The following is an 18,268-nucleotide window of genomic DNA, read 5'->3' as shown; positions in this document are numbered from 1 at the left end:
GGTCGCACAGGAGAGGACTCCTGTGCGACCGGGCCTCCGGTCATCACTCAGATCTCGCCGCGGAGTTTGGCGAGTGCCTCGGCGAGGATCGCCTCGCCGTCGGCGTCCGTACGGCGCTCCCGTACGTACGCCAGGTGCGTCTTGTAAGGCTCCGTACGCGGCGGCGCGGGCGGGTTGTCCCGGTCCTGGCCGGCCGGGAACCCGCAGCGCGGGCAGTCCCAGGTGTCCGGCACCTGCGCGTCGCTGGCGAAGCTCGGCTGCGTCTCGTGCCCGTTCGAGCACCAGAAGGAGATGCGCAGGCGGGGCGCGGACTCGCCGCGCTCGGCCTCACCCATCGGCCCCGCTCCGACCCGGCTACCACGGATCGCGTTGCCACTTGCCACGGTCGTAACTCCCTGCGTGATGGTGCCGCGGAGCGTGAGTGGATTTCCGCCGCGGGCGCCCAAGTCTACGTAAGGCCCAACGCACGTCCAGTGACCGGAGTTACTGATTCCAGTCTTGGACGACGGACCTCATGATAGGCCGGGCGTTGCCCACCGGACTGCCGGATTGGCGAGAACGGTCAGCTGCTCGACTTCATCAGCAGGCCGAGCGCCAGGATGCACGCGAACCAGAGCAGACCGACCACGACGGTGATGCGGTCCAGGTTGCGCTCGGCGACGGAGGAACCGCCGACCGACGACTGCATGCCGCCGCCGAACATGTCGGAAAGGCCGCCGCCCTTGCCCTTGTGCATCAGCACGAGCAGCATCAGCAGGGCGCTGAAGACGATCAGGGCGATCGAGAACCCCATAATCACGGCTGATTCCTACTTTCTGGCTTTCCAGGCTTTTCGGCTGCGCTGGGATGTGCGCGGGGGCCGGCGGCTGGTGTCCAGCCTCCGGCCCCCGCAAGGGTACGACGGATCCGCCCTACCGCATACTCACTGCGGTGCCTACTGGTCGCGGAAGCGGACGATCTTGACGAACTCGTCAGCGTCCAGGGCCGCGCCGCCGATCAGGGCGCCGTCGACGTCGGGCTGCGCCATGATCGCCGCGATGTTGCCGGACTTCACCGAGCCGCCGTACTGGATGCGGACCTTGTCGGCCAGCTCCTGCGTGTACAGCTCCGCGAGGCGGCCGCGGATCGCCCCGCAGACCTCCTGGGCGTCCTCGGGGGTGGCGACCTCGCCGGTCCCGATGGCCCAGACGGGCTCGTACGCGATCACGATGGACTCGACCTGCTCGGCCGGGACGTCCTTGAGGCCGCCGTCGAGCTGGGTCAGCGTGTACTGGACCTGCTGGCCGGCCTTGCGGATGTCCAGGCCCTCGCCGACGCACAGGATCGGGGTGATCCCGTGCTTGAAGGCGGCCTTGACCTTGGCGTTGCAGAGCTCGTCGTTCTCGCCGTGGTACTGGCGGCGCTCGCTGTGGCCGACGGCCACGAACGTGCACTTCAGCTTCGACAGCATCGGGCCGGAGATCTCACCGGTGTAGGCACCGGAGTCGTGCGCCGAGATGTCCTGGGCGCCGTACTTGATCTTCAGCTTGTCGCCGTCGACCAGGGTCTGGACCGAGCGCAGGTCGACGAAGGGCGGCAGGACCGCGACCTCGACGGCGTCGTAGTCCTTCTCGCCCAGCGCGAAGGCGAGCTTCTGTACGTGGGCGATGGCCTCGAGGTGGTTGAGGTTCATCTTCCAGTTGCCCGCCATCAGCGGGGTGCGGCCGTTTTCGACAGCGGTCATTACGGGTCAGCCCTCCAGGGCGGCGAGACCGGGGAGCGTCTTGCCCTCGAGGTATTCGAGGGAGGCGCCGCCACCGGTGGAAATGTGGCCGAAAGCATTCTCGTCGAAGCCGAGCGTGCGCACGGCCGCGGCCGAGTCGCCGCCGCCGACGACGGTGAAGGCCTTGCTGTCGACGAGGGCCTGCGCGATGGCGGTGGTGCCACCGGCGTAGTCGGGGTGCTCGAAGACACCCACGGGACCGTTCCAGAAGACGGTCTCGGCATCGGCGATCTTCGACGCGTACAGCTCGCGCGTCTTGGGCCCGATGTCCAGGCCTTCCTTGTCCGCCGGGATCCCGTCGACGCCGACGATCTCGAAGTCCGCCGGGGTCTTGCCCTTGAGGTCGGGGAAGTCCTTGGAGACCAGGACGTCGACCGGGAGCACCAGCTCGACGCCGGTCTCCTTCGCGCGCTCCATGTACTCCGTGACCTTCGGGATCTGGTCCTCCTGGAGGAGGGAGATGCCGACCTCGTGGCCGAGGGCCTTGAGGAAGGTGTAGGCCATGCCGCCGCCGATGAGGATGCGGTCGGCCTTGCCGAGGAGCTCGTCGATGACGGCGAGCTTGTCGGAGACCTTGGCGCCGCCGAGGACCACGACGTACGGGCGCTTGACCTCGTCGGTCAGCTTCTTCAGGACGCCGACCTCGGTGGCGATGAGGTAGCCGGCCGCGTGCGGGAGGCGCGCGGGGAGGTCGAAGACCGAGGCGTGCTTGCGGTGGACGGCGCCGAAGCCGTCGCCGACGTAGACGTCGGCGAGCTCCGCGAGCCGGTCCGCGAAGGCGCCGCGCTCGGCGTCGTCCTTGGCGGTCTCACCGGCGTTGAAGCGCAGGTTCTCGATGACGGCGACCTGGCCGTCGGCGAGGGCGGCGACGGTCGCCTTGGCGGAGTCGCCGACGGTGTCGGTGGCGAACGCGACGTCCGCGCCGAGCAGTTCGCCGAGGCGCTTGGCGGCGGGGGCCAGCGAGAAGGCCGGGTCCGGAGCGCCCTTGGGGCGGCCCAGGTGCGAGGCCACGATGACGCGGGCGCCGGCTTCGGCGAGCTTCGCGATCGTGGGCTGGACGGCGCGGATGCGGCCGTCGTCGGAGATCTCGCCGTTCGCCAGCGGCACGTTGAGGTCGGCGCGGACGAAGACCCGCTTGCCGGCCACGCCCTCGGCGAGAAGTTCGTCGATCGTCTTCATGTGTTTCTACTCCTTGTTCCCCTGCGGGACGTAGGACCCACCGGGCGAGAAGAGGGTACGAGACAAGCGACAGGGCCCGTGCGGCGCACCATCGCGCCGTCACGGACCCTGTGCTCACATCGTGCTGGTGCCTTGCCCTACGTCCTTAGAGCTTGCCGCCGACGAACTTGGTGAGGTCGACGAGGCGGTTGGAGTAGCCCCACTCGTTGTCGTACCAGCCGACGACCTTGACGCTCTTGCCCTGGACCATGGTCAGGGAGGAGTCGAAGGTGCAGGAGGCCGGCCAGTTCACGATGTCGGAGGAGACGATCGCGTCCTCGGTGTAGTCGAGGTAGCCCTTCAGCTGGCCCTCGGCGGCCTTCTGGAAGGCGGCGTTGACCTCGTCCTTGGTCACCTCGCGCTCCAGCTCGATGACCAGGTCGGTGACGGAACCGGTGGGGACCGGGACGCGCATCGCGATGCCGTCGAGCTTGCCCGCCAGCTCCGGGATGACCAGGGCGGTGGCCTTCGCGGCACCGGTGGTCGTCGGGATGATGTTCTCGGCGGCGGCGCGGGCGCGGCGCAGGTCCGAGTGCGGGAAGTCGAGGATGCGCTGGTCGTTCGTGTAGGCGTGGACCGTGGTCATCATGCCCTTGACGATGCCGAAGTTCTCGAGGAGGACCTTGGCCATCGGCGCCACGCAGTTGGTGGTGCAGGAGGCGTTGGAGATGACGTGGTGGTTGGCCGCGTCGTACTTGTCGTGGTTGACGCCCATCACGATGGTGATGTCTTCGTTCTTGGCCGGGGCCGAGATGAGGACCTTCTTCGCGCCGGCGGCGATGTGCTTGGCGGCGTCTTCCTTCTTCGTGAAGATGCCGGTCGACTCGATGACGATGTCGGCGCCCAGCTCGCCCCAGGGCAGGTTCGCGGGGTCGCGCTCGGCGAAGGTCTTGAAGGTGTTGCCGCCGACGGTGATGGTGTCGTCGGTGTGGGAGACCTCGGCCTTGAGGCGACCCAGAATGGTGTCGTACTTGAGCAGGTGCACCAGGGTGGCGTTGTCAGTCAGGTCGTTGACACCGACGACTTCGATGTCCGCTCCCTGCTCAAGGAGCGCCCGGAAGTAGTTACGGCCAATTCGGCCAAAACCATTGATGCCTACGCGGATCGTCACGAACCGATCTCCTCGTTGGTGCGCCGGTAAGAGCGCCGGCGAGCTGTATGGGATGTCCCCGACCGCTTACGACCCTACCTCTCCGTGAGCTTTTGAGTGACATCGTCGAGAACCTGACACGCCCCGGGGAGCCGTTCCGAACGGTCCGGAACGGGACCCCGGGGACTTAGGTCCTCGTCACTCAGGGTGAGGGCGGTACGGGGGTGCTGGTCAGCGGTTCAGCGTGCGAAGTGCCTTACCCACGAGTACGGCGCGGTCCGCGGCGGCCGGCAGGTGCTCCAGGCCGAAGCCGAGGAGAACGGTGTCACGCGTAGTGACGGCCGCGTAGGACTTGAACAGCTCCCCGGACCGGGACCAATCGCCCGGAACATCGGGGCTTCCGGCAGGCGCACCCTGCGCGGTCCAGGTCCCGAGGGAGCTCTCGAAGCCCTCAGTGGTCTGGTCCACTCCGCCCACCGACAGGCGCGCGTCGTCCGCGAAGACCCCGCGGCCGCCGGAGCCGGGGTCCGTGATGTAGGAGAGCGAGACCTCGACCTGCTTGCCGGCGTAGGCGCTCAGGTCGAAGGAGACCTGCTTCCAGCCGCCGGAGGAGCCGGTGAAGCTGTTCCACGCCCCGCTGGTGCCCTTCGGGGTGCAGCCCCCGCCCTCCACGGTGAGGTAGCGGCGCAGGAAGGGGTGACCGTTGACGAAGAAGCCGGCCCCGCACTCCTCCGGAACGGTCGCGCTGCTCAGGCCGCCCGCGTCCGGCAGGGTGGTCCAGTCGTCCCCTCCGGCCGTACGGGCCTCCAGGGCCGCGTGGTCGTATCCCGGCTCGGTGTTCCAGTTGAGGGCGAGCTTGAGCTGCGGCTTGTCCGCGGCGTTGACCTGGGTGAGGTCGAGGGTGCGGGTGAGCCGCTTCCAGTCGTCGTCGGTGTGGAGGGCCGAGGCCATGCCGGTGCCGGCGTAGGGGGCGTACGGGTTCACGACCCCGGCGAACTGGCCGGCCTGCGCGCTCTTGAACTGCGGGAACTGCGCGGGGGCCAGGGTCTCGGAGGTCACGGTGTAGGAGCCGGGGGCGTTGAGCGGGTTGCCCGCCGCGTCGCCGAGGCCGCCCTTGACCCCGTTCAGGGCGCCGGTGCCGGTGAACCCGGTGGCCCCGCTGACGCTGGTACGGCCGTAGGCGCCCAGGTAGTACTGGCTGAAGTCGTCGGTCACGGCGCGGCCGACCTGCGCGTTGCCGCCCGCCAGCTCACCGGCCTCGATCAGCTTGCCGCCCTCGTTCAGGAAGTCCCGCACGGCGAGCTGGGTGTCGCCGCCGGGGGTCTTGGCGCCGGTGTAGTGGACGGCCGTACGGAAGTGGGAGAGCACTCCGAGGTGGTGCGGGGCGCCCTGGGTGGCGACGTCCCAGACGGCGGCGGACCTGCCGTTGGCGCGCAGGGCGTCGACGTAGGCCTGGGCGTGCTGGGCCTTGGCGCCCTCCTCGGCGATCACCAGCACGTCCGCGCGGGGCCGGTCGGCCACGGTGTAGGTGAAGTGCTCGCTGGAGACCTGCTTGCCGGAGGAGCGGTCGCGGCCGGTGAACCAGACCTCGACCTTGTCGCCGGGCTTCGTGCCGTCCACCTTGGCCCGGTACTCGTCGAACCAGTTGTTGTCGTCGCCGCCGTAGACCTCGCCGCCCTTCCAGGCCTTGAGCTCCTCGTCGTGCGTACGGCCGCCGTTGATGCGGAAGTTGAGCTCCTTGTCCTTCAGCGCCTTGCGTGCCGTGACGGAGACCGTCTGGTCCTCGCCGCGGGCCGCGTAGGAGGTGGTGAAGGGGTCCGGGGTGAAGTCCGCGGCGCTCAGGCCCACGGCGGAGGCCGGCCGGTCCGGGTGCGCGGCGCTCTCGCCGACCGTGAGCGCGAAGGGGATGTTCTTGGCGAACTCGGCCTGGATGAGCTTCTCGTCGTCCGGGAAGTTGAAGCCGGAGGCGCAGTCCTCGGGCTTCCAGCGGTCGTTGGGGTCGATCGCGGAGGCCGTCTGGCAGGTGGTCATCTCCGGCGTGAACATCATGATGCCGTTGACGTTGGAGGCGTGGCCGTCGGCCTCGCCGTTGGTGGTGTAGAGCTCGGAGGAGACCTGCGGGTAGTAGCCGGGGACGGCGGAGTTCTCCGGGGTGCCGGCGAGCGTCTTGTAGGCGACGTCGTCGGGGGTGGGGGTGGCCACCTGCCAGCCCACGCCGTAGAGCAGGAGCTCGGCGGCGGAGTGGTAGTTGACGGCGTATTCGAAGCCGATGCGCTTCTCGAAGGCGTCGAGGGCGACGGTCTCGGGTTCGGAGGAGGCTTTGGGGCCACGGTAGGTCTCGCTGGCCTGGTTCGGCGAGGAGCCCTCGTTGTCGTAGCCCCACTTGAAGGCGAAGTTCCGGTTGAGGTCGACCCCGTCCCCGGGGGTGATCTTGCCGTCGCCGTTGTTGTCGCGCATGTTCTTGCGCCACAGCCGCTCGCCGTCGGGCGCGTGCGTGTAGTCGTACCCGTCCGGGTTGGCGGAGAGCAGGAACCACAGCTCCGTGGAGTCCACCAGGCCGGTGATCCGCGGGTCCTTGCCGTAGTTGTCGATGGTGTGGTGCATCAGCCGCCGGGTCATCTCGGGGGTGATCCACTCACGGGCGTGCTGGTTGGACATGTAGAGCACGGAGGGCTTGGCGCCGTCCTTGGTCTTCTTGGCGTCCTTGCTGACCTTGAGGGCGAGGATGTCCTTGCCCTGGACGGTCTTGCCGATGGAGACGACCTTGGTGAGGGCCGGGTTGGCCTGGGCCGTGGCGAGGATCTCCTCCTGGAGGCCGCCCTTGCCGCTGTACGGGCGGAACACCCCGTCGCCGGCGGCCTTGGCGCGGGCCGTGGCCGGGAGCCTGCGTTCGGCGAGCTTGACGCCCTGGGTGGCGAGCTGCGCGGCCTGGCCGCCGGTGAGGAAGAGCTCGACCTTCGCGGTGCCCGTCTCCGGGGCGCGTTCGGTGAGCTCGTGGGCGTCCTGCCCGGCGGCGAGGACGAGCGGGACCTGCTCCCGGGTGATGTCGGCGTCGTAGACCCGCACCTCGTCGGCGCCGGGGGCGCCGCCGGCTGCGGGGCCGGATCCGGGCTGGGCGTGCGCCGCGGCGGGTAGTGCGGCGAGTGTGGTTCCGAAGACGAGTGCGCTTGCGGCGAGGATCGTTCTCGCGCGTTGCCTCATGTGCCCCCCTGGGCGTCGTCTGCCACGAAAGCGTTCGGGGGTCAGGCTCACGATCGACTGACGCCCGTGTCAATGGGGCGTACCCCGTTCCGGCCCCGCCGGCGTTCGAGGCGCGGGGGTCTGGGGGCGGAGCCCCAGGAGGGGGGTCCGGGGCGCAGCCCCGGGGAACGGAGAAAGGGCGGGGCGGGGAGCGGCACCGCGCAGCGGCACCACCCGCACCCGCCCCCAAACCGGCAACCGGCTAACCGGCCATGTTGTCGGCCATCTCCTCGCTGAGGTCCAGATTGGACTCCGTGCCCGGGATGCCGAGGTCCTGCGCCCGCTTGTCGGCCATCGCCAGCAGGCGGCGGATCCGCCCCGCGACCGCGTCCTTGGTCAGCGGCGGGTCGGCGAGCGCACCCAGCTCCTCCAGCGAGGCCTGCTTGTGCTCCATGCGCAGCCGGCCGGCCGCGGCGAGGTGCTCGGGGACCTCCTCGCCGAGGATCTCCAGCGCACGTTGCACCCGCGCCCCGGCCGCCACCGCGGCACGCGCCGAGCGGCGCAGATTGGCGTCGTCGAAGTTGGCGAGCCGGTTGGCGGTCGCGCGCACCTCGCGCCGCATCCGCCGCTCCTCCCAGGCCAGCACCGACTCGTGCGCGCCGAGCCGGGTCAGCAGGGCGCCGATCGCGTCGCCGTCGCGGACCACGACCCGGTCCACCCCGCGCACCTCGCGCGCCTTGGCGGCGATGGAGAGCCTGCGGGCGGCGCCCACCAGGGCCAGAGCGGCTTCCGGGCCGGGACAGGTGACCTCCAGGGAGGAGGACCGTCCCGGCTCGGTGAGCGAGCCGTGGGCCAGGAAGGCGCCGCGCCAGGCCGCCTCGGCATCACAGGTGGCCCCGGAGACCACCTGCGGCGGGAGACCCCGGATCGGGCGTCCGCGGCCGTCCACGAGGCCCGTCTGGCGGGCCAGCTGGTCACCGCCGGCCACCACCCGGACCACGTAGCGGCTGCCGCGGCGGAGCCCGCCGGGGGCCATCACCACCAGGTCCGAGGAGTGCCCGAAGATCTCCAGGATGTCCTTGCGCAGGCGGCGGGCGGCGATCCCCGTGTCGAGCTCCGCCTCGATGACGATCCGTCCGCTGACCAGGTGCAGCCCGCCCGCGAACCGAAGGATCGCCGAGACCTCCGCCTTCCTGCAGCAGGTCCGGGTGACGGGCAGGCGGGAGATCTCGTCCTTCACCGCTGGCGTCATCGCCATGGGCCGATCCTTCCATGCATCCGAAAAATACGGTCGTACGCGGCGGCGAGCAGCTCCGGATCATGTTTCGGGGAGCCGTCCTGCCTGGCGACCGGCGCCAGCTCGACCGCGGCACCGAACCGTTTTGCGGCATCGGCGAGGGACTCGCGGTCGGGCACGGCGGCCTGGTCGGCCAGCACCACGTCCAGGGCGAGTTTAGGGGCGTGTCGGGCCAAAACCTCCAAATGACGCTGCGGAGAGAAGCCCTCTGTTTCGCCGGGCTGCGGCGCGAGGTTCAACGAGAGGACCCTGCGGGCCTTCGTCTCGACCAGCGCGTCGAGCAGTTCCGGAACCAGCAGGTGCGGAATCACGGAGGAGAACCAGGACCCGGGGCCGAGCACCACCCAGTCGGCGTCGAGCACCGCCGCGACGGCCTCGGGCACGGCCGGCGGGTCGCCCGGCACGACCTGTACGGAGAGCACCTCGCCCGGGGTGAGGGCCACCGTGGCCTGCCCGCGGACGGTGTCCACGTCCTCGGGGCGGGCCGGATCGTGCCCCTTGACCAGGGCCTGGAGCTCCAGCGGCACGGCCGACATCGGCAGGACGCGGCCCTGTGCGCCGAGCAGCCTGCCCACCAGGTCGAGGGCCTGGACGGGGTCTCCGAGCTGCTCCCACAGCGCGACGATCAGCAGATTGCCGACGGCGTGCTCGTGGAGGTCGCCGCGGGACTGGAAGCGGTGCTGGATGACCCGCGCCCAGGTCTGGCCCCAGTCGTCGTCACCGCACAGCGCGGCCAGCGCCTTGCGCAGGTCGCCGGGCGGCAGCACGCCGAGCTCCTCGCGGAGCCGGCCGCTGGAGCCGCCGTCGTCGGCGACGGTGACCACGGCGGTGAGGTCACCGGTGATGCGGCGCAGTGCGGCGAGGGAGGCGGACAGCCCCTGTCCGCCTCCGAGGGCGACCACCTTGGGGGTGGCGCCGCGCCGGCGGCCGGAGCGTCCCGCGCCGTCCTCGCCCCGTCCCGGGGTGAGGCGGCGCAGGCGGCTCAGCCGCGGGGTCCGTCCGGTCACTCGCGCCCCATGTCCCGGTGGACTACGACGGTCTCGACTCCCTCGGAGGCGAGGCGGGCGGCGAGCTTCTCGGACATGGCCACGCTGCGGTGCTTGCCGCCCGTGCACCCGACCGCGATGGTCACGTAGCGCTTGCCCTCGCGGCGGTAGCCGGTGGCGATGAGCTGGAGCAGCTCGGTGTAGCGGTCGAGGAACTCCTTGGCGCCGGGCTGGCTGAAGACGTAGCCCGAGACCTCCGGGTTGAGCCCGGTGAAGGGGCGCAGTTCCGGGACCCAGTGAGGGTTGGGGATGAAGCGGCAGTCGACGACGAGGTCGGCGTCGACGGGGAGGCCGTACTTGTACCCGAAGGACATGACGGTCGCGCGGAGCTCGGGCTCCTCGTCGCCGGCGAACTGGGCGTCCATCTTGGCGCGCAGTTCGTGCACGTTCAGGCTGGAGGTGTCGATGACCAGGTCGGCGTCGCCGCGCAGCTCGCGGAGCAGGTCGCGCTCGGCGGCGATGCCGTCGGTGATGCGCCCCTCGCCCTGGAGGGGATGGGGGCGGCGGACCGACTCGAAGCGGCGGACCAGCGCGTCGTCGGAGGACTCCAGGAAGACGATGCGGCGGGTGACGCTGCGGCTGTCGAGGTCGGCGAGGGACTCGCGCAGGGCGTCGAAGAACTGGCGGCCACGGACGTCGACGACGACGGCGATGCGGGCCACGTTGCCCTGGGAGCGGGCGCCGAGCTCCACCATGGTGGGGATCAGCGCCGGCGGGAGGTTGTCGACGACGAACCAGCCGAGGTCCTCCAGACACTTGGCCGCCGTGCTGCGGCCGGCCCCGGACATCCCGGAGATGATCACCAGCTCGGGGATGGCCGCCTCGGCGGCCTCGCCGGGCTCCACTGTCGTGCCCGTACTCACCTGTGCTCCGTCTCGGTCGTGCGCGGTCTCGTGCTCGGTCATTGCTCGGTCCCCCGTTCGGACGACGTTCCCGCGGACGCGGGGGTCTCATCCTCAATGATCTCTCCTGTGGCCGTGTTGACGGCAGGGCCGGCGGGGACCGCCCGGGCGAGGGCCGCGGCCACGGTCTCGGCCGTCTTGCGGCCTATGCCCGGGACCTCGCAGATCTGGTCGATTGTCGCCTGTCTCAGCTTCTTCACCGAACCGAAGTGCTTGACCAGGGCCAGCCTGCGGCTCTCGCCGAGGCCGGGGACCTCGTCGAGCGGGCCGGACTTCAGGCGCTTGCCCCGCTTGTTGCGCTGGTACTGGATGGCGAACCGGTGGGCTTCGTCACGCACCCGCTGGAGCAGGTACAGCCCCTCGCTGGTGCGGGGCAGCACCACGGGGTCGTCCTCGCCGGGCAGCCAGACCTCCTCCAGCCGCTTGGCCAGCCCGCACACGGCCACGTCGTCGACGCCGAGCTCCTCCAGGGCCCGCTTGGCGGCGGCCACCTGCGGCTGCCCGCCGTCGACGACGACGAGCTGCGGCGGGTACGCGAAGCGCTTGGCCCGCCCGTCGTCCTCGGGCGTGTCCCCGTCCCGGTCGCCCTCGGCGTCCTCGGGGGACCACTCCCCCGTCTTGACCTTCTCCTGGAGGTAGCGGCGGAAGCGCCGCGACACCACCTCGTGCATGGAGCGGACGTCGTCCTGCCCCTCGAAGGACTTGATCTGGAAGCGGCGGTACTCGCTCTTGCGCGCCAGCCCGTCCTCGAACACCACCATCGAGGCGACCACGTCGTCCCCCTGGAGGTGCGAGATGTCGAAGCACTCGATGCGCAGCGGGGCGCTGTCCAGCTCCAGCGCCTCGGCGATCTCCTCCAGGGCCCGGGAGCGGGTGGTGAGGTCGCTGGCGCGCTTGGTCTTGTGCAGGGCGAGGGACTGCTGGGCGTTGCGGTGGACGGTCTCCATCAGCGCCTTCTTGTCCCCGCGCTGCGGGATGCGCAGGCTGACCTGGGATCCGCGCCGCGCGGCGAGCCACTCGCCGAGCGCCGGCGTGTCCTCGGGCAGCGCCGGCACCAGCACCTCCTTGGGCACGCTCTCCCCGCTCTCCTCCCCGTAGAGCTGCTGGAGGGCGTGCTCGACGAGTCCGGCGGTGTCGACGGCCTCGACCTTGTCGGTGACCCAGCCGCGCTGGCCGCGCACCCGCCCGCCGCGGACGTGGAAGATCTGCACGGCGGCTTCGAGCTCGTCCTCGGCGACGGCGATCAGGTCGGCGTCGGTGGCGTCGGCGAGCACGACCGCGTTCTTCTCCATGGCGCGGCGCAGCGCCCCTATGTCGTCGCGCAGCCGGGCGGCCTTCTCGTACTCCATCTCCTCGGCGGCCTCGTGCATCTGCTTCTCGAGGCGGGAGAGGTAGGTGCCGGTCCGCCCCGCCATGAAGTCGCAGAAGTCCTCGGCGAGTTCGCGGTGCTCCTCGGGGGTGACGCGGCCGACGCAGGGGGCGGAGCACTTGCCGATGTAGCCGAGCAGGCAGGGCCGGCCGATCTGCGCGGAACGCCTGAACACGCCGGCGGAGCAGGTCCGCACCGGGAACACCCGGAGCATCAGGTCGACGGTCTCGCGGATGGCCCAGGCGTGCCCGTACGGGCCGAAGTAGCGCACGCCCTTCTTCTTGGGCCCGCGCATGACCTGGACCCGCGGGTACTCCTCGTTCATGGTCACGGCGAGGGAGGGGTAGCTCTTGTCGTCCCGGTACTTGACGTTGAACCGGGGGTCGTACTCCTTGATCCAGGAGTACTCCAGCTGCAGCGCCTCGACTTCGGTGGACACGACGGTCCACTCGACGGAGGCGGCGGTGGTCACCATGGTGGCGGTCCGCGGGTGCAGCCCGGCGACGTCCTGGAAGTAGCTGGCCAGGCGTTGGCGCAGGCTCTTGGCCTTCCCGACGTAGATCACCCGGCGGTGCTCGTCGCGGAATCTGTAGACCCCCGGCGAGTCGGGGATCTGCCCCGGCTTGGGGCGGTAACTGGAAGGGTCGGCCATGCCATCACCCTACTTGCGCGGACCGACAACCACCCGTATCGCTCCCCTGCCGAGGGCTCCGCCGGGTCCGCCCCCGCGGCGCCGTGGCGGGGGCTCCGCCCCCGAGCCCCCGCGCCTCAAACGCCGGCGAGGCTGGCTTTTGCCCCCGGCGATCCACCCGCACTTGGCGGGCGGCAGGGGCAAATCCAGCCCCTCCGGCGTTTGAGGAGCGGGGTCCGGGGCGGAGCCCCGGTTCGGGAAGGGGCGGGGTGGGGAAGAGCCCCGCAGGGACCAGCCCCGGGCGGGCCGGCCCCTGCGGGGGGCGGGGGCTACGCCCCGGCTGCGGCCCGCCGACGGCGCAGGGCCAGGGCCCCGAGCGCCAGCGCCCCGACCGCGACCCCGCCCACCAGCGGCGCACCGCCCCCGGCAGCGGAGGGTTCCGCGAACCCACCCGCCATGCCGCCCTCGGCGTAGGCGGAGCCGGGAAGCTTGTCCCCGTACGCCTTGGCCACCCGGCCCCGGTAGCCGGCCAGGCTCGTCCCCCCGGCCCCCACGGCCCGCACCGCGTCCTCGTCCAGCGGCAGCACCCGACCGCCCCCGGCCACGTACCACGCGTCGATCTGCGGCTCCCGGAACACCGTGCCGCCCGGCAGCTTCGCCGCCCCCAGCTGCGCGTAGCGGAACTCGTCGTCGCCGGTGGCGATGTTCACCACCTGCCACCCCGCCTCGGTCCGCGCCGTCCACAGCGCGGCCTGCTGCCCGTCGGAGGAGACCGCCTTGCTGGCGAGGAACTCCAGGCGGGCCACGGACGCGCCCGCCTTGCCCGCCACGAAGTCCGGGGAGAGGTAGTTGACGGGTATCGCGTCGCCCTCGATGCGGGGCTGCGCGGCGGTCACCGACACCTTGCCCTCGCGGGCGAAGAAGCGGGACAGCGTGGCCAGGGTGTCCGGCGCGGCGGCCGCCTGGGCGGCGGCGGCCTTGTTCTCGGCGGTGGCGGCCTGCGGCTGCGGTACGGGGGTCGCCGAGGCCTGCGGGGCGAGCCCGAGGAGGGCGGTGGCCGCGAGTACCGCGGCGGCGGCGGTGGCACGCAGGGTCATGGCGCTCACGCCCCGATCCGGTAGAGGGAGTGGGTCCAGGAGAAGGTGCTGTTGTCCACGTACCAGGCGTGCGAGGCCCAGTTGTAGCGGTCGCTGGAGGGCCAAGGGTCGCCCCAGTAGACCCAGCTGTTGGCGGTGTCGTAGCCGTAGATCACGTGCATGTGGCCGCCGCCGTTGGACCACTGGATCCGGGTCTCGATCGGCCGGTTGGCGTTGATCTCGGTCTGCACGGTGGAGTACTGGAGCCAGCCGGTCACGTACGACCCGGAGTTGATGCCCGCCCAGCGCAGGCCGGTCTGGACGTTGCCGAGGGTGGCCTGGTTGTTGGGGCAGTCGTAGCCCTGCTGGCGGTTGAAGGCGGCGTTGCAGAACTGGTTCTGGCTGTAGTTGCGGCCGAACCAGGTGGCGATGGTGTTGCCGCCGGCGGCCCAGCACCAGTTGGTCTTCTGCTGTGCCTGCATGGTGATGTTCAGCCGTTTGTTGGCGAGGGCGGCGCTGTCGGTGCCGGCAGCGGTCGTGGCGGTCGTGTCGGTGCCGGCGGCGGCCGTGGCGGTGCCGGCGCCGAGTGGCAGGGCGAGGAGCAGGGCGGTGAGGATGGCGGCCAGGCGGGGCCGCCGCTTTCGGTTGCGCATCGCGTTCCTCCCATGTGGGGATGTGGGGGTGGAGGAGCGCGTCCGGACGCTGTGGAGGAGCATCGGGGAGTTGTCGCGATCAGGTCAACACGCTTCAATACGCGGTGACATTGCAGTGTGAACGGTGGGGCTGTGGTGTGAACGGTTACTGCCGTGTCACCTGGTCCCCCGGTACCACCGGCGCGCTCCCCCGCGCCGTCGCGCGTGAACGTTCACAAGGGAGTCGCCATGCGGCCGACCGGGGACACGGCAGGCGCGTCCGGCGCGGCGAGTGCGCCCGAACTCAGCCGGCTGCTGCGCGGCGGCCCCTTCCACCTGGCCCTGCGCGCCGCCCTCGCCGCGCGCGGACTGCCCCTGCACCGCGTGCAGCACCGGCTCGCGGCACGCGGCATCAAGGTCGGTGTCACCAGCCTCAGTTACTGGCAGCAGGGTGCCCGGCGGCCGCGCCACGCCGAGTCCCTGCGGGCCGTCACCGCGCTGGAGCAGATCCTGGAGCTGCCGGACGGCGCCCTCGTCCGCCTCCTGCGCACCCCGGAACCCGCCCGGGTCCCCGCCCGCCCCGCCGCCCGCCCGTACCGGGCCCTCATCAGCGTGGGCGCGGCGGTCGAGGAGTTACTGGAGGGGATGGAGCTCCCGCCCGACGGCGGACTGCACTCGCTGTGCCACCACGAGCGCGTCCGCATCGGGCCCGGCGGCGAGCTGCGGACCCGCGCGTCACAGCAGATCGTCCGGGCGCACCGCGACGGCGTCGACCGCTACCTCGCCATCCACCACGGCGATCCGGGCTGCGACACGTCCCGGATGGAGGTGACGGCGTACGAGAACTGCCGCACCGGCCGGGTCCGGCACCACCCGGAGGCCGGCGTGGTGGTCGCGGAGCTGCTCTTCGACGCCCGGCTGCGGCGCGGGGACACGTACGTCTTCGGCTACGGCATAGCGGACGGCACCGGCGGGCGCAGCGGCGAGTACGTGCGCGGCTTCAGCTACGCGGGCGGCCAGTACATGCTCCAGGTCCGCTTCGACGAGGCGGCCCTGCCGGTGCGCTGCCGCCGCTTCGCCCGCACCGGGCCCGAGGCCCCGCGCACCGGCCTCGCGGACCTGACGCCCAGCGGCCGGCACCGGTCGGTGCACCTGCTGGAGCAGGCGGTGCGCCGCGGGATCCTCGGGATCGCCTGGGACTGGGAGTAGCCGGGCCCGGCGGGGCTCAGCCGGCGATGAGCCTGCCGTTCTCCGCCTTGACCGGGACGGCGGGCAGCGGCTCGGCGGCCGGGCCGCGCAGCACCTTGCCGGTGGCCGCGTCGAACCGGCTGCCGTGGCAGGGGCAGTTGCCCTCGCCGTTCTCGATCTTGTCCAGGACGCAGCCGGCGTGCGTGCACTGGGCGCTGAAGGCCTTGTACTGGCCCTCCGCCGGGCAGCTGACGATCAGCTTCTTCTCCCGGTACAGCTTCGAGCCGCCGACCGGGACCTCGGCGGCGGCCCCCAGCTCCACCGGCTCCTTCGGGACCGCCGGGGAGCCGGCGCCGCTGTTGCCCTCGGGGGAACAGGCCGCCAGCGTCAGACCGGCGCCCGCTGCACCCGCGAGCGCGGCGGCGCCCTTGAGGACGGTACGGCGGGCGGAGGACGGCGACGCGGACATGGAACTCTCCTGGGGTGACACGGGTGACGGGTGGGGCACGGCCCACCCGACGATACCTTCGGCCGATGGGGTAGCTTCCCCCGCGTGATCGTCGTCGGCGGAGAAGCCCTCATCGACCTGGTGCCCGTGGAGCGGCCGCCGGGGGCGCTGCTGCCCCGGCCGGGCGGCGGCCCGTACAACACCGCGCTCGCCCTCGGGCGGCTCGGCGCCGAAGTGGCCTTCTGCTCAAGGGTGTCGGCGGACGGCTTCGGCGAGAGCCTGCTCGCCGGGCTGCGGGCGGCCGGGGTGGACCTGTCCCTGGTGCAGCGCGGGCCGGAGCCGACCACCCTCGCCGTGCCCTCCCTGGCCCCGGACGGCTCGGCCTCGTACGGCTTCTACGTCGAGGGCACCGCGGACCGCCTGTTCACGCTGCCGCCCACCCTCCCCGACTCCGTACGCGCCCTCGCGCTCGGCACGTGCTCGCTGGTCCTGGAGCCGGGCGCGAGCGCGTACGAGGCCCTGCTGCGCCGGGAGTCGCGGCGCGGGCTGCTGACCCTGCTGGACCCCAACATCCGGCCGGCGCTGATCGCCGACCCGGCGGCGTACCGCGCCCGGTTCCTGGAGCGGCTGCTTCCGTACACCTCCGTCCTCAAGCTGTCGGAGGAGGACGCCGCCTGGCTCGGCGGCCGGGTCTCCGACTGGCTGGCGGCGGGGCCGTCGGCGGTGGTGCTGACCCGGGGCGCGGCGGGGCTGACCGTCTGGACGCGGGAGGGCGCGGAGCACTCCGTCCCGGGCCGCCGGGTCGCCGTGGCGGACACCATCGGGGCGGGCGACACCGTCAACGCCGCCCTGCTGCACCGGCTCGCGGGCGCGGCCGGCCGGCCGCCGGACTGGCCCGACGTCCTGGCCTACGCGGCGCACGCGGCGGCCCTGACCTGCACGCGGGCGGGCGCGGAGCCCCCGTACGCGGCGGACCTCACCCGATAGCGGCCCATACGGTCCTGCCCACGGCGGGGGCGAACTCCGCCACCGGCCGGACCACCTCCTCGCCGGAGAAGTGCAGGAAGAAGGCCCGCTGGAAGCAGGCGCCGAGCAGGAGCGCCGCGGCGGCCTCGGGGTCGGCGCCCGGGCGCAGCCGGCCGGCGTCGGCCTCCCGGCGCAGCCGCCCGGCCAGCGCGTCCAGGATCACGTGCGGCCCGGAGCCGATCTTCTGCACGCCTTCGCGGTGGCGGGTGAGGAGGACGGGGTCGGCGAAGAGCGAGGCGGCCATGGGCATGGCGTCGGCGTAGAAGAGCGCGGCGTGCCGGGCGATGCCGATGAGCCCCTCCTCGCCGAGTTCCTCCTCGGCCCCTTCCTCCCCCGGCCGGGCGTCCAGTGCGGCCATGAGCGGGCCGGCGTTGGGCGTGCGCTCCATCAGCACCCGCACGAACAGCTCTTCCTTGTTCGCGAAGTACTTGTAGAGCGCGGCCTCCGAGCAGCCGGCCTCGCGGGCGATGGCCTTGGTGGTGGCGGCGGCCAGCCCGGTGGTGCGCATCAGGGTCTCGGCGGCGTCGAGGATCCGCTCTGGAGTGGGACGGCTTGACTTTGGAGTGAGCACTCACTCACCCTATAGGAAACAGGGGTGAGTGAGCACTCACCCACCCCTTGTCTCTCCATCCCTACTGACCGGGAGCCGGAAATGAAACTCACGGTGTTCGGAGCCACGGGCGGCGTCGGCCACGAGGTCGTCAGGCAGGCACTGGCCGCGGGCCACGAGGTGACGGCCGTGGTCCGCGATCCGGCCCGGCTGGACGTGCCCGCCCATGAGCGGCTGGAGGTGGCCGTCGTCGCGGACCTCACGGACGAGGAGGCGCTGGTGCCCGTCCTGGCGGGACGGACCGCGGTGATCTCGGCCCTCGGCGCGGCGAGCAACAAGCAGGCGAAGGCCGCGCCGGTCACGGGCCCCGCCGTACGGGCCATCCTCGCGGCGATGGACCGGGCGGGCGTGACCCGCCTGTCGGCGGTCAGCGCGGCCCCGGTCGGCCCGGACGTCCCGAGCGACGGCGTCTTCACGCGGGCCGTCTTCCTCCCGCTGCTGCGGCGTGCCCTGCGGGACCTGTACGCGGACCTGGCGGTCATGGAGGCCGCCATCGGCGCCAGCCGCGCCGAGTGGACGGTGATCCGCCCGCCCCGCCTCCTGAACCGCCCCCGCACCGGCACCTACCGCCGCGCCCTCGACGCCAACGTCCCCCGGGCCCGGGTCATCCCCCGCGCCGACGTCGCCGACGCCCTCCTGACCACCCTCACCGACCCCACCACGTCCCGCCACGTGGTGGGCGTGGCCTCATAACCCAACGCCGGGAGCGCCGGCGGCGCTGTCCCCAGCCCCGCCGGCGCTCCCGGCGCCCCTCAGCCCCGGCGGCGGGTGAGGCGATCTCCCGCCCCGCCGG

Annotated in this window: 17 protein-coding genes; 3 read left to right on the top strand and 14 right to left on the bottom strand. The window is 72.0% G+C overall.

Annotated elements, in window-relative coordinates; all coding sequences use genetic code 11:
• Positions 1–47: 47 nt before the first annotated feature.
• The 12 genes from ACFTXQ_RS34825 to ACFTXQ_RS34770 form a co-directional block, all read right to left on the bottom strand.
• Positions 48–383 carry an RNA polymerase-binding protein RbpA gene (locus ACFTXQ_RS34825; protein ID WP_007263454.1) on the bottom strand — a complete coding sequence of 112 codons (336 nt, stop codon included), beginning with the start codon at positions 381–383 and terminating at the stop codon, positions 48–50.
• A gap of 179 nt (positions 384–562) precedes the next feature.
• A complete protein-coding gene (gene secG / locus ACFTXQ_RS34820; RefSeq protein ID WP_374778246.1) occupies positions 563–793 on the bottom strand; it encodes a preprotein translocase subunit SecG in 231 nt (76 codons plus the stop codon).
• A 141-nt stretch (positions 794–934) separates the two neighbouring features.
• Positions 935–1,723, bottom strand: a complete 789-nt coding sequence (tpiA, locus tag ACFTXQ_RS34815; RefSeq protein WP_382649137.1) for a triose-phosphate isomerase — start codon at positions 1,721–1,723, stop codon at positions 935–937.
• Between the two features lie 6 nt (positions 1,724–1,729).
• Positions 1,730–2,941: a phosphoglycerate kinase gene (locus tag ACFTXQ_RS34810; RefSeq protein WP_382649134.1), complete on the bottom strand. Its 1,212-nt coding sequence runs from the start codon at positions 2,939–2,941 to the stop codon at positions 1,730–1,732.
• A 145-nt stretch (positions 2,942–3,086) separates the two neighbouring features.
• Positions 3,087–4,091 (bottom strand): type I glyceraldehyde-3-phosphate dehydrogenase, encoded by a 1,005-nt coding sequence (gene gap / locus ACFTXQ_RS34805; RefSeq protein ID WP_382649131.1) that lies wholly within the window; start codon positions 4,089–4,091, stop codon positions 3,087–3,089.
• Positions 4,092–4,301: 210 nt separating this feature from the next.
• On the bottom strand, positions 4,302–7,271 hold the full coding sequence (locus ACFTXQ_RS34800) for a M14 family zinc carboxypeptidase (RefSeq protein ID WP_382649129.1): 2,970 nt from the start codon (positions 7,269–7,271) through the stop codon (positions 4,302–4,304).
• Between the two features lie 241 nt (positions 7,272–7,512).
• On the bottom strand, positions 7,513–8,508 hold the full coding sequence (whiA, locus tag ACFTXQ_RS34795; RefSeq protein WP_030009075.1) for a DNA-binding protein WhiA: 996 nt from the start codon (positions 8,506–8,508) through the stop codon (positions 7,513–7,515).
• Positions 8,499–9,554: a uridine diphosphate-N-acetylglucosamine-binding protein YvcK gene (gene yvcK / locus ACFTXQ_RS34790; protein ID WP_382649126.1), complete on the bottom strand. Its 1,056-nt coding sequence runs from the start codon at positions 9,552–9,554 to the stop codon at positions 8,499–8,501. The genes whiA and yvcK overlap by 10 nt, the downstream gene beginning before the upstream one ends.
• Entirely contained in the window at positions 9,551–10,498 is a 948-nt protein-coding gene (gene rapZ, locus ACFTXQ_RS34785) for an RNase adapter RapZ (RefSeq protein ID WP_382649123.1), read from the bottom strand. The genes yvcK and rapZ overlap by 4 nt, the downstream gene beginning before the upstream one ends.
• The gene (gene uvrC, locus ACFTXQ_RS34780; protein WP_382649120.1) at positions 10,495–12,516 is read right to left on the bottom strand and encodes an excinuclease ABC subunit UvrC; all 2,022 of its coding nucleotides are present in this window, start codon (positions 12,514–12,516) and stop codon (positions 10,495–10,497) included. The genes rapZ and uvrC overlap by 4 nt, the downstream gene beginning before the upstream one ends.
• A 308-nt stretch (positions 12,517–12,824) precedes the next feature.
• Complete coding sequence (locus tag ACFTXQ_RS34775; RefSeq protein ID WP_382649140.1) at positions 12,825–13,592, bottom strand: hypothetical protein; 768 nt, start codon at positions 13,590–13,592, stop codon at positions 12,825–12,827.
• Positions 13,593–13,597: 5 nt separating this feature from the next.
• Entirely contained in the window at positions 13,598–14,224 is a 627-nt protein-coding gene (locus tag ACFTXQ_RS34770; protein ID WP_382649117.1) for a papain-like cysteine protease family protein, read from the bottom strand.
• Between the two features lie 228 nt (positions 14,225–14,452).
• Between ACFTXQ_RS34770 and ACFTXQ_RS34765 the strand changes: the two genes are divergently transcribed.
• The gene (locus ACFTXQ_RS34765) at positions 14,453–15,412 is read left to right on the top strand and encodes a hypothetical protein (RefSeq protein ID WP_382649114.1); all 960 of its coding nucleotides are present in this window, start codon (positions 14,453–14,455) and stop codon (positions 15,410–15,412) included.
• 16 nt (positions 15,413–15,428) lie between these two features.
• Here the strand turns inward: ACFTXQ_RS34765 and ACFTXQ_RS34760 are convergent, their stop codons facing one another.
• Positions 15,429–15,860, bottom strand: coding sequence for a Rieske (2Fe-2S) protein (locus tag ACFTXQ_RS34760; protein WP_382649111.1), 432 nt, complete (start codon positions 15,858–15,860; stop codon positions 15,429–15,431).
• An 84-nt stretch (positions 15,861–15,944) separates the two neighbouring features.
• On the opposite strand from ACFTXQ_RS34760, the gene ACFTXQ_RS34755 reads away from it, so the two are divergent.
• Complete coding sequence (locus ACFTXQ_RS34755; protein WP_382649108.1) at positions 15,945–16,826, top strand: carbohydrate kinase; 882 nt, start codon at positions 15,945–15,947, stop codon at positions 16,824–16,826.
• On the opposite strand, the gene ACFTXQ_RS34750 is transcribed toward ACFTXQ_RS34755, so the two are convergent.
• A complete protein-coding gene (locus ACFTXQ_RS34750; RefSeq protein ID WP_382649105.1) occupies positions 16,816–17,436 on the bottom strand; it encodes a TetR/AcrR family transcriptional regulator in 621 nt (206 codons plus the stop codon). The two genes, ACFTXQ_RS34755 and ACFTXQ_RS34750, sit on opposite strands and share 11 nt — an antisense overlap.
• Positions 17,437–17,517: 81 nt before the next feature.
• Here ACFTXQ_RS34750 and ACFTXQ_RS34745 point away from each other — a divergent pair, with 81 nt between their 5' ends.
• Positions 17,518–18,168, top strand: a complete 651-nt coding sequence (locus ACFTXQ_RS34745) for an NAD(P)-dependent oxidoreductase (RefSeq protein WP_382649103.1) — start codon at positions 17,518–17,520, stop codon at positions 18,166–18,168.
• The last annotated feature ends 100 nt before the right edge of the window (positions 18,169–18,268 follow it).

The organism is Streptomyces sp. NPDC057010 (assembly GCF_042673805.1).
Lineage (GTDB): Bacteria > Actinomycetota > Actinomycetes > Streptomycetales > Streptomycetaceae > Streptomyces.
Note: the sequence above shows the minus strand (reverse complement) of the source record. Positions and strands in the feature narration are given on the sequence as shown.

Bases quoted from the DNA above. Each gene is read 5' to 3' on its own strand.
- ACFTXQ_RS34775 (WP_382649140.1), bottom strand. From the start codon at position 13,592: ATGACCCTGCGTGCCACCGCCGCCGCCGCGGTACTCGCGGCCACCGCC.
- whiA (WP_030009075.1), bottom strand. From the start codon at position 8,508: ATGGCGATGACGCCAGCGGTGAAGGACGAGATCTCCCGCCTGCCCGTC.
- ACFTXQ_RS34745 (WP_382649103.1), top strand. From the start codon at position 17,518: ATGAAACTCACGGTGTTCGGAGCCACGGGCGGCGTCGGCCACGAGGTC.
- ACFTXQ_RS34810 (WP_382649134.1), bottom strand. From the start codon at position 2,941: ATGAAGACGATCGACGAACTTCTCGCCGAGGGCGTGGCCGGCAAGCGG.
- tpiA (WP_382649137.1), bottom strand. From the start codon at position 1,723: ATGACCGCTGTCGAAAACGGCCGCACCCCGCTGATGGCGGGCAACTGG.
- uvrC (WP_382649120.1), bottom strand. From the start codon at position 12,516: ATGGCCGACCCTTCCAGTTACCGCCCCAAGCCGGGGCAGATCCCCGAC.
- rapZ (WP_382649123.1), bottom strand. From the start codon at position 10,498: ATGACCGAGCACGAGACCGCGCACGACCGAGACGGAGCACAGGTGAGT.
- secG (WP_374778246.1), bottom strand. From the start codon at position 793: ATGGGGTTCTCGATCGCCCTGATCGTCTTCAGCGCCCTGCTGATGCTG.
- ACFTXQ_RS34770 (WP_382649117.1), bottom strand. From the start codon at position 14,224: ATGCGCAACCGAAAGCGGCGGCCCCGCCTGGCCGCCATCCTCACCGCC.
- ACFTXQ_RS34800 (WP_382649129.1), bottom strand. From the start codon at position 7,271: ATGAGGCAACGCGCGAGAACGATCCTCGCCGCAAGCGCACTCGTCTTC.
- ACFTXQ_RS34760 (WP_382649111.1), bottom strand. From the start codon at position 15,860: ATGTCCGCGTCGCCGTCCTCCGCCCGCCGTACCGTCCTCAAGGGCGCC.
- ACFTXQ_RS34765 (WP_382649114.1), top strand. From the start codon at position 14,453: ATGCGGCCGACCGGGGACACGGCAGGCGCGTCCGGCGCGGCGAGTGCG.